Below are 13245 nucleotides of genomic sequence, written 5' to 3' on the forward strand. Positions count from 1 at the left end.
AGCCCGCTCGCACATAGGCCGAGGGCCGCACCCCACCGGGGTGCGGCCCTCGGCTTTGTTCGGCATCCCGGACATTGTCCGGATTCCTGCGCGACCCATTGACGCGCAAGCGCTTCGATTTTACGGTCCGTTCGAAGTTACGGGCAGTATTCGAAATCTCGAACAGTGAGGGCGGGGCATGGGACGACCTGGCCTGAATCGCAGGCAACTGATCACCGGGCTCGGCGGGGCGGCCGTCGCCGGCAGCTTCGGCTTCGCGGCGCTGGGCAGCGGTGCGGACGCCCTCGCGTCGAGCGCCGCCACCCGGGTCCGCTACTGGAACCTCTTCAGCGGCGGCGACGGCTACAACATGATCGCGATGCTGGACGCCTTCCGGAAGGCCAACCCCGGCATCGAGGTGAAGGACTCGACCCTCCAGTGGGGCAGTCCGTACTACACCAAGCTCGCCATGGCGGCCTCCGGCAGCCGCGCGCCCGACCTCAGCGTCATGCACCTGGGGCGGGTCCCGGGCTTCGCGCCGGGGCGGCTCCTCGACCCCTGGGACATGGAGCTGCTCGCCAAGTACGGCATCCGGCAAGAGGACTTCGACCCGGCGCTGTGGAAACGCGCCGTCGTCGACGGCAGGCTCTACGCGCTGCCCCTGGACATCCACGCCCAACTGTCCTTCTACCGCAAGGACGTCCTCAAGAAGGCCGGCCTGCTCGGTGACGACGGCCGCATCGTCCCGATCACCTCCACCGAGGAGTGGTTCGACGCGCTGAAGGCCGCCAGGAAGGCCACCAGGAAGGGCCTGCAGACCGTCGGCATCCACGCCAACGACCAGAACTTCGCCTGGTGGTTCTTCGTCGCCTTCTACGCCCAGCTCGGCGGCAGCTACTTCAACACACCGATGACGGACGTCGTCTTCGACGAGGACCGGGCCACCGAGGTCCTGGAGTTCCTGCGCAAGCACGTCACCGACGGCTACGCCACCGCCGGCGCGGCCGACGGCGAACAGTTCATGAACGGCTCGCCCTTCGTCTGGGAGGGCAACTGGTCCGTGCCCGTCTACTCCGGCGCGAAGATCGAGTACGGCGCGACCCCGCTGCCCCCCGTCTTCGGCAGGCAGGCCACCCACGCCGAGTCGCACTCCTTCGTCCTGCCGCACCAGGCGGACCGGGGCGGCGCCACGAACGAGGCCGCGCACCGGCTTGCCGCGTACGTCGTCAAGAACGCCCTCGCCTGGGCGGCGGGCGGCCACATACCCGCCTACACGCCGACCCTCGGGTCCGCCGCGTACCGCAAGCTCACCCCGCAGAACGAGTACGTCTCGGCCATGACCCACCAGGCGACCGAGCCGAAGGCCTGGTTCGCGGGCTCCACCGGCACGCTCGCCGCCCGCATCGGGCCCGTCGTCGCCGCCTCCAGCCTCGGCTCCGCGAAGCCGGCCGCGGCCGCCCACCGCATGAAGAACGTGCTGGAACAGCTGCTGGCCATGAAGAACCCGATGGACGGCCGCACCGCCGCGCAGGGAGGTGCCGCATGACGGCGACCGGTACCGCGGCCGCACCCACCCGCGCTCCGCTGCCGATACGTGTCACGGGCGTCGCGGACACGGACGGCGTCCGGGCCCGCGCGGGCCGCAGGCTCCAGCACGGCGGCTGGTTCGTCGCGCCCTTCCTCGTCCTGTTCACCCTGTTCGTCATCTGGCCGGTCCTGCGCGGCGTGTACCTGAGCTTCACCGACGCCAACGTCTCCGGCGTCGGCGCGAGCTTCGTCGGCTGGGACAACTACCGGGAGGCGTTCCACGACCCGCTGGTGTGGGACTCGCTGGGCCACAGCGCGTACTTCACCCTCCTGGTCGTGCCCTGCATCACCGTCATGGCCTTCCTGATGGCGATGCTCGCCCACCACATCGAGCGGGCCAAGTGGCTGTGGCGGCTGTGCTTCTTCGCCCCGTTCCTGCTGCCGTCCACGGTCGCGGGCAACCTGTGGCAGTGGCTGTTCAACCCCGGTACCGGCATGGTCAATCACGTCCTGGGCATCGACACTCCCTGGCTCACCGACAAGTCCACGGCCATGCTCGCCGTCGTCATCACCACCCTGTGGTGGACCGTCGGATTCAGCTTCCTGCTCTACCTCGCGGCGCTCCAGGGCATCCCGGACCACCTGTACGAGGCCGCCGAGCTGGACGGCGCCAACGCCTGGCACCGCATGATCCATCTCACCCTGCCGATGCTCCGCAACATCACCGGGCTGATCATCGCCCTCCAGATCCTCGCCTCGCTCCAGGTCTTCGACCAGGCCGTCGTGATCACCGACTTCGGCCCGGGGCCCGAGGAGTCGACCCGCACCTTCGTCCAGTACACCCTCGAAGAGGGCTTCACCAGCTACCGCGTGGGTTACGCCTCCGCGATCTCCATCATCTTCTTCGTGATCATCGCCGCCGTCGCCCTCGGGCGCATGTGGCTGCTGCGCAAGCGTGAGGAGGGCGTGCGATGACCGCCGCACAAGTACCGGCCGGGCCCGACCGGATGAAGGCAGGCCGGACCCGGAAGCCCTGGACCGTGAGCCAGGCGGTCCTCACCGTGACCGGCGTCGCCGTCAGCGCGGTGTGGACGGCCCCGCTGGCCTGGGCGCTGTTCACCTCCCTCAAGTCGGAGACCGAGACCGTGGAGGTGCCGCCGCACTGGCTCCCGAGGGTGTGGACCGCCCAGGCGTGGAAGGCCGTATTCGAGAACGGCAACATCACCAACTGGTTCGTCAACTCGCTCGTCGTCTCGGTCTGCGTCACGGCAGTCGTGCTGCTGGTCGGCGCACTCGCCGGGTACGGCTTCGCGCGCACCGAGTTCCGCGGCAAGAACGCCCTGCTGGGCCTGGTCATGGCCGGGCTGATGGTCTCGCCCGCGGTGCTGGGCGTACCGCTGTTCAGCACCGTCCAGTCGATGGGCATGGTCGACACCTACTGGGGCATGATCCTGCCGCAGTGCGCGCCGGCCGCGATGGTCTACATCCTCTACAAGTTCTTCCAGGGCATTCCCAGGGAGCTGGAGGAGGCCGCGTTCATCGACGGCGCGGGCCGCTGGCGGGTGTTCTTCACCATCATCGTGCCGCTGTCGCGGCCCTCGCTCTCCGCGGTGGGCATCTTCACCTTCATCGCGTCCTGGAACAACTTCCTGTGGCCGTACATGGTGACCAACAACCCCGACCTGATGACCATGCCGAACGGCATCGCGACCGTCATGAACTCCTACGGCATCCAGTGGGCCCAGCTCATGGCCGGCGGCCTGATGGCCGGGCTGCCGCTGATCATCGTCTTCGTCTTCTTCCAGCGGCAGATCATCAGCGGCGTCGCCCACACCGGCCTGGCCGGGCAGTGAGCGTCCCGGCCGCCCCACAGACCTGCCCGAGCCCCGCCGGTCCCTGACCGGAACACCGATACACAGCGAGGAAGTCATGACCCGCACCGCGCGCTTCACCCTCGACCCGGCGTTCACCGTCGGTGACGTCGACCCCCGCCTCTTCGGCTCGTTCGTGGAACACCTCGGCCGCTGCGTCTACGACGGCATCCACGAGCCCGGCCACCCCTCGGCGGACGAGGCCGGTCTCCGTACCGACGTGCTGGAACTGATCCGCGAACTCGGCGTCACCGCCATCCGCTACCCCGGCGGCAACTTCGTCTCCGGCTACCGCTGGGAGGACAGCGTCGGCCCCGCCGACGAGCGGCCGCGCCGCCTCGATCTCGCCTGGCGCTCCACCGAGACGAACCGCTTCGGGCTCTCCGAGTACATCGCCTTCTGCAAGAAGATCGGCCCGCAGGCCGAGCCCATGATGGCCGTCAACCTCGGCACCCGCGGCGTCCAGGAGGCCATCGAACTCCAGGAGTACGCCAACCACCCTTCCGGCACCGAACTCTCCGACCGCCGGATCGCGCACGGCGACAAGGACCCCTTCGGCATCAGGCTCTGGTGCCTGGGCAACGAGATGGACGGCCCCTGGCAGACCGGCCACAAGACCGCCGAGGAGTACGGCCGCCTCGCGGCCGAGACGGCCCGGGCGATGCGGCAGATCGACCCGACCGTCGAACTCGTCGCCTGCGGCTCCTCGGGCCGCTCGATGCCCACCTTCGCCGCGTGGGAGGCCACGGTCCTCGCCGAGACCTACGACCTCGTCGACTACGTCTCACTGCACGCCTACTACGAGGAACTCGACGGTGACCGCGACTCGTTCCTGGCGTCGGCCGTGGACATGGAGTCCTTCATCGAGAGCGTCGTCGCCACCTGCGACCACGTCGGTGCCCGGCTGAAGTCCACGAAGAGGATCAACCTCTCGTTCGACGAGTGGAACGTCTGGTACATGGCGCGCAGCCAGAAGGACGCCGAGGAGAACCCGCTCGACTGGCCCGAGGCGCCGCGGCTGCTGGAGGACAGCTACTCCGTCACCGACGCCGTCGTCCTCGGCACCCTGCTCATCGCCCTGCTGCGGCACGCCGACCGGGTGACCGTGGCCTGCCTGGCCCAGCTGGTCAACGTGATCGCGCCGATCATGACCGAGCCCGGCGGACCGGCCTGGCGGCAGACCACCTTCTTCCCGTTCGCCCAGGCCGCCCGGTACGGCAGGGGCCAGGTGCTGGACGTACGCGTGGACTCACCCACCTACACGACGGCCAGGCACGGCGAGACTGACCTCCTGCACGCCACGGCGGTGCGCGACCCGGAGACCGGCGCGGTCACCGTCTTCGCGGTCAACCGGAGCCGGTCCGCGGCCCTCCCGCTCGAAGTCGCCCTGCACGGCTTCGAGCTGACGGAGATCGCCGAGCACCAGGTCCTCGCCGACGCGGACCCGGACGCCCGCAACACCCTCGCCGAGCCCGAGCGGGTGGCCCCGCACCCGGCCGAGGGCAGCACGCTCGACACGGGGGTGCTGCGGGCGACGCTGGAGCCGATGTCCTGGAACGTGATCCGGCTCCGCTGACCGCGGCCGCCCGTGGAACGGGAGCGGGCCCGTCCGGCGACCGGGGACAAACCGCCCCGCCGGACGGGCCCGGCCCACTCCCCGGTCAACGCCGCGGACCCGCGCCAGTACGCTGACGCCATGCGTGATGCGGGAGCTGGGCTCGGATACTTGGTCAACGGGCAGCGCTGGGTCGCCCGGCACGGACGGTGGTTCGGCTTCGGCCTGATCCCCGGCCTCATCACCCTGGTGGTGTACGCGGGCGCCCTCGTCGGTCTCGGGTACGGGGCCGACGACCTGGCGTCCTGGGCGACACCCTTCGCCGACGGCTGGTCCTCGCCCTGGCTCGGCCTGCTCCGCACCACCCTGACCGTGCTGATCTTCGCCCTCGGCCTCTTCCTGGCGGTGATCACGTTCACCGCCGTCACGCTGCTGGTCGGGCAGCCCTTCTACGAGTCGCTCTCCGAGGAGGTGGACCGCGCCGAGGGCGGCGAGGTCCCCGAGTCGGGGCTGCCGCTGTGGCGGGAGCTCTGGATCTCCGCCCGCGACAGCGTGCGCATCCTGGTGCGGGTCGCCCTGTACGCCGTACTGCTCTTCGCGCTCGGCTTCATCCCGGTGGCCGGCCAGACCGTCGTCCCGGTGCTCGGCTTCTGTGTCACCGGCTACTTCCTCGCCGAGGAGCTCACCGCGGTCGCGCTCCAGCGCCGCGGCATGGTGCTCAAGGAGCGGCTCGTCCTGCTGCGCAGCCGCCGCCTGCTGATCCTCGGCTTCGGCGTACCGCTGGGCCTGGCCTTCCTGGTCCCCTTCGTCGCCGTGTTCCTGATGCCGGGCGCCGTCGCCGGCGCGACCCTGCTGGCCCGCGACCTGGTCGGGCCGGCCGCCGCCGCCGACGACGACGACGCCGACGACGGGCAGGGCGAGGGTACGGCGCCGTCCCCGTCGCCGTACCGCGTCAACGACTGAGCCCGGCGAGCCCGCCGGCACGGGTCAGCTCGTGTGCACTTCCAGCGCCGTGCGGACTGCCGACTCCAACGCCCCTTCGATCCAGGCGGGCTTGACCGAGGTGTGGCAGCCGGCGAAGTGCAACGGCCCTTCGACGGAGCGCACATCGGCGAGCAGTTCGGTGTGCTGGCCGGGCAGCAGCACGGATGCCTCGCCGTAGGCGTACGGGTCGCGCATCCAGGACTGGGTGGCACCGGCCCCGGTGTAGAAGACCTCGACGCGCTGGCCGTACACGTCCTGCACCCCGCCCAGGGCGTGCGGGTAGCGCTCGTCGTCGTCCAGGGAGTCCCACTTCAGGGCGTCGTCGGCCCAGCTGTAGGAGGCGAGGAGGACACCGCCCCTGCTCCCCTCGACCGGGTGGGAGGGCTGGTACATGAAGCGGTTGGCGTTGTCGGTGACGGACCCGCCTCCGATGACGTGGGCGGCCTCGGGCTGGTTGCGGGCGGTCGCGCGGTACGCCGCGTAGTGCACGCGCTGGTTGGGCGGGATGTGCCCGGACGGTACGGAGGGGTGCGCGCCCAGCAGCGAACCGTCGGCCGGCGCCTTGCCGAGCCGGTACTCGTCGTACAGTCCGGGCCGGACCTTCTCCAGCTCCTCCTTCCAGTCCTTCTCCTCGAACTCCCACCAGCGGCGGCTGAATTCGAGCAGCACCTTGGTGGCCACGTCGTAGTGGACCTCGGTGATCGCACGCCGCTTGCCGTACGAGAGCGCGGGCGTGACCGGGATGTGGCGCAGCCCGGAGAACGGCACGGTGACGATCGCGCGGTCGCCGGTGAACGTCTCCCGCACGACCCTGCCGTCCCGGCCCTCCGACACCGTCTCGACCCGGACGCCGGCCTCCCCGTGGCTGATCCTGGCAGCCCGGCGGTCCAGCCGCACCAGGTCCTTGACCCGCGCGTACATCGCGTCGGCCAGCGTCGCCGTACCGTCGGGCAGCTCGTAGAACGCGGTGTCCGGGCTGATCAGCGACGCCCCGATGAAGCTGTGCACAAAGGCCAGGGGGAGCCGCGAGGTGAGGTTCTCGACCGTGCCGATGAGATCGATGGTGCGCTCGTCGAGCCCGGCCGCCTCGGTCAGGAAGCGGAACATCGACCAGTGTCCGTACCGCTCGATGACCCGGGCCCAGCCCTTGACGAGCTCCGGGCCCTCCTTGCCCTCGAACTCCTTGCGCACGGGGGCGAAGGCCTCGCGCACGATGGTCGAGGCGGTCTTGTCCTCGAACGCCGCCGGAACCCCGAAGGAGCGGTTGACCGCCTGCGGCTTCTTCGCGTAGTCCGCCTTGCGGACCCGGATGCCGTTGACGTGGATCCAGGTGTGGTTGGCGGGGTGTCCCGCGCCGTCGACGTCGACGAGGTGGAAGCGGCGGCGCTTCAGGTCGAAGCTGTCCATGAGCCCGGTGACGAGCGGGTGGCTGTCGGGGATCCGCATCGCCCCGGCCTCGGCGTACTGCTTCGGATCGGCGAACGGCGACTTCGCCTGTTCATGGCCGCCGGTGCGGAAGGTCTTGATCCGGCCGCCGACCCGGTTGCCGTTGGCCTCGATCACGGTGACGGTGTGCCCGGCCTCGCGGAGCAGATGCGCGGCGGTGAGCCCGGCCGGACCCGCGCCGATGATCAGCACCTTCTTGGGGCCCTTGGCGCTGCGCGGCAGGCCCTTGGAGAGCAGGATCTCGCGGTAGTGCGGCACCAGCGGCTCGTCCTGTGCGTCGCGTACGAGGATGGCGCGGGCGACTGACAGGCAGGCGTTCCAGTCGGAGCCGGGGGCGGCTGCGGGGGTGGCGGGCGCTGCGGGGGAGTCGGGTAAGGCGGCGTTCGCCGAGGTCACGGTGGTCGTGGCGAGGGCGGCGACGCCGGCGGCGGCACCGGTGATCATGGTGCGCCTGGAGGGCAGGCCGGAGGCCGTTTCGGCTGGCTGGGAAGTCATGCGGCCAACCCTGGGGGGCGTGGAGCGGGGCGCATTCGCCCGGACGCGCGTAGACCCCTCGGAATCACTCGCAGGTGCCGCTTAACGATCTTGTCGTATCGGCGTTGCCGCAGGTCATCTCACTCGTGGGTGGGGCTGCCGGGTCCGTCGGGCTCATCGGGGGCCGCGGGCCGCAGCAGCCGCAGGAAGTCCTGGAACGCGGCCGGCATGTCCACCGAATCCGGGTCCAGCAGCCACTGGTACTGCAGCCCGTCCAGTACCGCCACGAGCAGCGGCGCCGCACGCTCCGGGGTGAGCCCGCCCGGCAGCCGCTCGCCGAACTCGGCGCGCAGCATCGCCGCCATGCTCGCCCGGACCTGGGTGTAGCGGTGGGTGAAGAACTCCCGCGCCGGGTGCTCCTCCGTCACGCTCTCGCCGAGCAGTGCGGAGAAGGTCTGGACGACGCCGGGGCGCATGGCGTTGTACTCGACGAGTGAGCCGAGCAGTTCGGTCCGCCAGCCGCCGTCGCTGCGGGGCCCGCCGCCGGTGTCCCACTGGTCGCGCTCCTCCAGGACGGAGACGAGCAGCGCCTCCTTGGTGGGGAAGTAGTGCAGCAGGCCCTGCTGACTGAGTCCCACCCGCTCGGCGACCGCGCCCAGTGTGGCGCCGCGATAGCCGCGTTCGGCGATCACTTCGAGCGTGGCGCGGAGAATCTCCGCCCGCCGCTCCGCGCTCCTGGCCCGCGCCATTTCCCGGCCCCCTTCGGTCTGTCGGTCCCTCGTCAGGACCGTACGCCATGACGCCGAAGATTACGTATCCATAACGAACCCTACCGCTTTACAGGTTACGGGTCACTATGGAGACCTCACGCAGAGAATCTCGACGAGAGGTACGGCCGTGGCGGACGCGTCCACATCCATTCACCCCGAGGCGGCCCGCGAAGCCGCCGCCGAAGCGGCACTGGCCGCACTCGGACTCGACGACAAGGCCCGGCTGCTGGCCGGACAGGACATGTGGTCGCTGCCCGCGCTCCCCGCCGTCGGACTGGGCTCGCTGGTCATGTCGGACGGACCCGTCGGGGTGCGCGGCGTCAGCTGGAGCGCCGACGACCCGTCCGTCGCACTGCCCTCGCCCACCGCCCTCGCCGCGACCTGGGACCCGGACCTCGCCCGCCGCGCCGGACACCTGCTGGCACAGGAGGCCCGCCGCAAGGGCGTGCACGTGCTGCTCGCGCCGACCGTGAACCTGCACCGCTCCCCGCTGGGCGGACGGCACTTCGAGGCGTACAGCGAGGACCCGTACCTCACCGGCGAGATCGGCACCGGCTACGTGCGCGGTGTCCAGGACGGCGGGGTCGGCACGACCGTCAAGCACTTCGTCGCCAACGACGCCGAGACCGAACGCTTCACCGTCGACAACATCGTCTCCCCGCGCGCCCTGCGCGAGCTCTACCTCGCCCCCTTCGAGCGGATCGTCGCCAACGCCCACCCCTGGGGCATCATGGCCGCCTACAACCGGGTCAACGGCTCCACCATGACCGAGCACCGCTACCTCCAGAACGAGGTGCTGCGCGGCGAATGGGGCTTCGACGGCTTCGTCGTCTCCGACTGGCTGGCCGCCCGCTCCACCGTCGCGGCCGTCACCGGCGGCCTCGACGTCGCGATGCCCGGCCCGAGGACCGTGTACGGGGCGGCACTCGCCGCCGCGGTGCGGGCCGGTGAGGTCGAGGAGTCCGTCCTCGACACGGCGGTACGCAACGTGCTGCGGCTCGCCGCCCGCGTCGGCGTCCTGGACGGCGCCCCGCCCGCCGTCGCCGAGGCCGACCGCCCGGCCGACGTCGACGGTGACGCGCTGGCCCGCGAGATCGCCCGCCGCTCCTTCGTGCTGCTGCGCAACGAACGCGCGGCGCTGCCCATCGACCCGTCAGCCGTCCGGCGGGTCGCGCTCAGCGGCGCCCTCGCCCGCGACGCCCGGGTCCTCGGCGGCGGCTCCGCGCAGGTCTTCCCGCACCACATCGTCTCCCCGCTCGACGGCCTGCTCGAAGCGCTCCCCGAGGACGTGCTCGACTACCGGCTCGGTGCCGACCCCAACGACGAACTCGTCGCCGCGGACCAGGGGTTCACCCTCAAGGCGGTCTGCTACGACGCCGCCGGCACGGTCATCGGATCGACGCCGCTGCACACCGGCGCCGTGCAGTGGATCGGCGCCGATCTGCCCGCGGGCGTCACCCACGAGGCGCTGCACAGCATCGAGATCACCGGCACCTTCGTGCCGCGCGACAGCGGCGAGCACCTGTTCGGCACCCGCGGGACCGGAGCGCTGACGCTCACCCTCGCGGGCGCGACGCTCTACGACGACGTGCACGGGGCCAGCGGCTCGACCGACCCGGGAGAGCTGTTCTTCGGTGCCCCCCAGGAGCGCGGCCGGGTCCGTCTCACGGCGGGCGAACCCGTCGAGGTCTCGCTCCGGCTGGTCCCCGGGACCGGCGGCGCCGACTCGCCGATCCCCCTCGTCGCGTTCACCCTCTGCCACCTCGGCCCGCGCCGCGACCCGGGCGAACTGATCGCCGAGGCCGTCGAGGCGGCCCGCGCAGCGGACACCGCGATCGTCGTCGTCGGCACCACCGAACGCGTCGAGTCCGAGGGCTTCGACCGCACCGGACTGCGGCTCCCCGGCCACCAGGACGAGCTGGTCCGGGCCGTCGCCGCCGTCAACCCGAACACCGTCGTGGTCGTCAACTCCGGTTCCCCGGTGGAGCTCCCGTGGCGGGACGAGGTCGCCGCCGTGCTGCTCAGCTGGTTCCCGGGACAGGAGGGCGGCGCGGCGCTGGCCGACGTCCTGCTCGGCGCCGCCGAACCGGGCGGAAGGCTGCCCACCACCTGGCCCGTCGTGCTCGCCGACGCGCCCGTCGCCGCCACCACACCCACCGACGGCGAACTCCACTACGACGAGGGCGTCTTCATCGGCTACCGCGCCTGGGAGCGGACCGGCACCGCACCGGCGTACCCCTTCGGCCACGGGCTCGGCTACACCACCTGGACGTACGAGACCCTGACCGCCACCGAGGACACCGCCACCGTCCGCGTGACCAACACCGGCGCCCGGCCGGGGGCCGAGACCGTGCAGCTCTACCTCGCCCCGCAGGCCGACACCGTCGAACGCCCGGTCCGCGTACTGGCCGGATTCGGCCGCGTCGAGGCGGGCCCCGGGCAGAGCGTCGAGGTGACGGTTCCGCTGGAGCGTCGTGGGTACGAGGTGTGGGACGAGGCGGCGTACGGCTGGGCCGTGGTCCCCGGTACCTACGAGGTACAGGCGGCCCACTCCCTCGGCGACGTACGGCTGACCGCGACCGTGGAGATCAAGGAGCAGTAGCCGCCCCCACGTACGGAAGAGCCCCGGAGCGGTCCCTGACCCCGCTGCGGGGCTCTTCTCCTGTGCGGCCTCAGCGCACCGAGAAGCCGTACACCGTCGTCGACACGTACTCCTGGCCCGGCCGCAGCACCGTGCTCGGGAACTCCGGCCGGTTCGGGGAGTCCGGGAAGTGCTGGGTCTCCAGCGCGATGCCGGCGCACGGCCCGAACGGCCGCCCGTCGAAGTGGTCCGCCGTGTAGAGCTGCAGACCCGGCTCCGTGGTCGTGACGGTCAGCACGCGGCCCGACGCCTCGTCGTACAGCTCGGCCGCAGGACCCGCCACACCCTCGTCCAGCACGAAGTTGTGGTCGTAGCCCTTGGCGACCGGCTGCGGCTCCCGGAAGTCGAACCGGGTCCCGTCCACCGGCAGGAACTCACCCGTCGGCAGCGATTCCGCGTCGGCGGGGGTGATCCGCCCGGCCGCGATCCGCAGCCGCTGCCCCAGCGCGCTGCCGCTGTCGGCGCCCGCCAGATTCCAGTACGTGTGGTTCGTCAGGTTCAGCACGGTCGGCGCGTCCGTCGTCGCCCGGTACGCGATCCGCAGCGCCCCGCCCTCGTCGAGCGCGTAGGACACCGAGAGTTCCAGCCGCCCCGGGAACCCCTCCTCCCCGTCGGCCGAGACCAGGGACAGCTCCACCCCGTCCGCGGTCTGCCGGGCGTCCCACACCCGCTTGTCGAAGCCGCGGGCCCCGCCGTGCACGTGGTTGCGCCCCTCGTTGCGCGTGACGCGATGGGTCCGGCCGTCGAGCTCGAAGGCCGCTCCGCCGATGCGATTCGCGTACCGCCCGACCAGCGCGCCGAAGTAGGGCCCGGTGTACATCCGGTAGGAGGCCAGATCCGGCAGCCCGAGCGCCACACCGCTCCGCGCGCCCTGCCGGTCCGGCACCTCGACCGACTGCACGATGGCGCCGTACGTCAGCACGCGCACCCGCGTACCGTCCCGTTCCAGCGTCCAGCGGTGAACGGCGGTGCCGTCCCCGAGGGTGCCGAAGTCTTCCCTGCGCGTCGCCGTGTCCGAACCCGTATCCATGATCACGGACTCTAGACCGGCGGGTCCTCACGCGGGGGGCCGGGCCGCCGTGACGTTGCGGTACGCGATCGCGGCCAGCCGCGCCTGCCCGTTGCGCCCCGGATGGAACCAGTCCCACTGGCTGAGCTGCCTGCCGGTGAACCGGTAGTCGAAGACCGCCCCGCCGTCGTAACGGCAGCGCACGTCCTTGGCGCACACCTCGCGCAGCACCTCGTTGTACGCCACGACGCGCTCCCGCACCGCGGCGCGCCGGGCCACCGCCGACGCGCCCATGTCGTCCGCGTTGCCCAGCATCGACTTGCAGATCCCCAGCTTCCAGATCTCCTTGCCCAGTTGGTTGCCGCGCCCCGTCGACCACAGCCGCATCAGATCGGGCACGCTCGACACGTACACCTGCGCCTTCGGTGCCGCGCCGCGCAGCTGACGCATCGACGCCTCGAACGAGGCGCGGAAGTCGGCCACCGGTGTCATGAGCCGCACCGAGTCGCGGCAGGCGTCGTTGGCGCCGATCATCACCGTCACCAGATCCGGGTCCTCCTTCGCCGCCAGGGCCATCTGCTCCGGCAACTGGGCGATCCGCGCCCCCGTCCGGGCGTGGTTCCAACTGCGCGCTGCCGCACCCGAGGCGCCGAGCAGCCGCACCGCGAGGCTGCGCACCGTTCTGTCCGTGCCGGTCGACCAGGAGACCTCGGGGCAGTCGGCCAGCACCGAGCAGGCATCGAAGCCGCGGGTGATGGAGTCCCCGACCGCCGCGACCGACCCCGGGCTGCGGTCCCAGAGCGGTGCGGCCGGGGAGGGGCGCTGCCCGGCCGCCGCGCCCTTCGTCGTCCGGTCGGGCCCGGAGTCACAACCGGTCAGTGCGGCCGTGCCGAGCAGCGATCCCGCGGCCAGCACGGCCAGTGCGGTGCGCGAGCGGTGCCGTACGGAGCGATCCGGCATTCCCTGGTCCCCTCCTGTCCATGCCCCCG

10 protein-coding genes are annotated in these 13245 nt (G+C 71.4%); 6 read left to right on the plus strand and 4 right to left on the minus strand.

Going from position 1 to position 13245, the window contains the following annotated elements:
- Positions 1-178 precede the first annotated feature (178 nt).
- From LNW71_RS23000 to LNW71_RS23020, 5 genes are all read left to right on the plus strand, one after another.
- Complete coding sequence (locus LNW71_RS23000; protein WP_250969954.1) at positions 179-1525, plus strand: extracellular solute-binding protein; 1347 nt, start codon at positions 179-181, stop codon at positions 1523-1525.
- A complete protein-coding gene (locus LNW71_RS23005; RefSeq protein ID WP_250969955.1) occupies positions 1522-2481 on the plus strand; it encodes a carbohydrate ABC transporter permease in 960 nt (319 codons plus the stop codon). Before LNW71_RS23000 ends, LNW71_RS23005 begins: the two co-directional genes overlap by 4 nt.
- On the plus strand, positions 2478-3359 hold the full coding sequence (locus LNW71_RS23010; RefSeq protein ID WP_250969956.1) for a carbohydrate ABC transporter permease: 882 nt from the start codon (positions 2478-2480) through the stop codon (positions 3357-3359). Before LNW71_RS23005 ends, LNW71_RS23010 begins: the two co-directional genes overlap by 4 nt.
- Positions 3360-3435: 76 nt before the next feature.
- A complete protein-coding gene (locus tag LNW71_RS23015) occupies positions 3436-4953 on the plus strand; it encodes an alpha-N-arabinofuranosidase (RefSeq protein ID WP_250969957.1) in 1518 nt (505 codons plus the stop codon).
- Positions 4954-5073: 120 nt separating this feature from the next.
- The gene (locus LNW71_RS23020) at positions 5074-5895 is read left to right on the plus strand and encodes an EI24 domain-containing protein (RefSeq protein WP_250969958.1); all 822 of its coding nucleotides are present in this window, start codon (positions 5074-5076) and stop codon (positions 5893-5895) included.
- Between the two features lie 24 nt (positions 5896-5919).
- Here the strand turns inward: LNW71_RS23020 and LNW71_RS23025 are convergent, their stop codons facing one another.
- On the minus strand, positions 5920-7857 hold the full coding sequence (locus LNW71_RS23025; RefSeq protein ID WP_250969959.1) for an NAD(P)/FAD-dependent oxidoreductase: 1938 nt from the start codon (positions 7855-7857) through the stop codon (positions 5920-5922).
- 119 nt (positions 7858-7976) lie between these two features.
- Positions 7977-8585 carry a TetR/AcrR family transcriptional regulator gene (locus tag LNW71_RS23030; RefSeq protein ID WP_250969960.1) on the minus strand — a complete coding sequence of 203 codons (609 nt, stop codon included), beginning with the start codon at positions 8583-8585 and terminating at the stop codon, positions 7977-7979.
- Positions 8586-8733: 148 nt separating this feature from the next.
- Here LNW71_RS23030 and LNW71_RS23035 point away from each other — a divergent pair, with 148 nt between their 5' ends.
- Positions 8734-11208 (plus strand): glycoside hydrolase family 3 C-terminal domain-containing protein, encoded by a 2475-nt coding sequence (locus tag LNW71_RS23035; RefSeq protein ID WP_250969961.1) that lies wholly within the window; start codon positions 8734-8736, stop codon positions 11206-11208.
- Between the two features lie 70 nt (positions 11209-11278).
- Here LNW71_RS23035 and LNW71_RS23040 read toward each other — a convergent pair whose 3' ends face one another.
- Entirely contained in the window at positions 11279-12277 is a 999-nt protein-coding gene (locus LNW71_RS23040) for an aldose epimerase family protein (protein WP_250969962.1), read from the minus strand.
- A gap of 27 nt (positions 12278-12304) precedes the next feature.
- Complete coding sequence (locus tag LNW71_RS23045; RefSeq protein WP_250969963.1) at positions 12305-13216, minus strand: SGNH/GDSL hydrolase family protein; 912 nt, start codon at positions 13214-13216, stop codon at positions 12305-12307.
- Positions 13217-13245 lie beyond the last annotated feature (29 nt).

This window comes from Streptomyces sp. RKAG290, from assembly GCF_023701695.1.
Lineage (GTDB): Bacteria > Actinomycetota > Actinomycetes > Streptomycetales > Streptomycetaceae > Streptomyces.

Excerpts from the sequence above, each read along its gene's own strand:
- LNW71_RS23015 (WP_250969957.1), top strand. The coding sequence starts at position 3,436 with ATGACCCGCACCGCGCGCTTCACCCTCGACCCGGCGTTCACCGTCGGT.
- LNW71_RS23025 (WP_250969959.1), bottom strand. The coding sequence starts at position 7,857 with ATGACTTCCCAGCCAGCCGAAACGGCCTCCGGCCTGCCCTCCAGGCGC.
- LNW71_RS23020 (WP_250969958.1), top strand. The coding sequence starts at position 5,074 with ATGCGTGATGCGGGAGCTGGGCTCGGATACTTGGTCAACGGGCAGCGC.
- LNW71_RS23005 (WP_250969955.1), top strand. The coding sequence starts at position 1,522 with ATGACGGCGACCGGTACCGCGGCCGCACCCACCCGCGCTCCGCTGCCG.
- LNW71_RS23010 (WP_250969956.1), top strand. The coding sequence starts at position 2,478 with ATGACCGCCGCACAAGTACCGGCCGGGCCCGACCGGATGAAGGCAGGC.
- LNW71_RS23000 (WP_250969954.1), top strand. The coding sequence starts at position 179 with ATGGGACGACCTGGCCTGAATCGCAGGCAACTGATCACCGGGCTCGGC.
- LNW71_RS23030 (WP_250969960.1), bottom strand. The coding sequence starts at position 8,585 with ATGGCGCGGGCCAGGAGCGCGGAGCGGCGGGCGGAGATTCTCCGCGCC.
- LNW71_RS23045 (WP_250969963.1), bottom strand. The coding sequence starts at position 13,216 with ATGCCGGATCGCTCCGTACGGCACCGCTCGCGCACCGCACTGGCCGTG.
- LNW71_RS23040 (WP_250969962.1), bottom strand. The coding sequence starts at position 12,277 with ATGGATACGGGTTCGGACACGGCGACGCGCAGGGAAGACTTCGGCACC.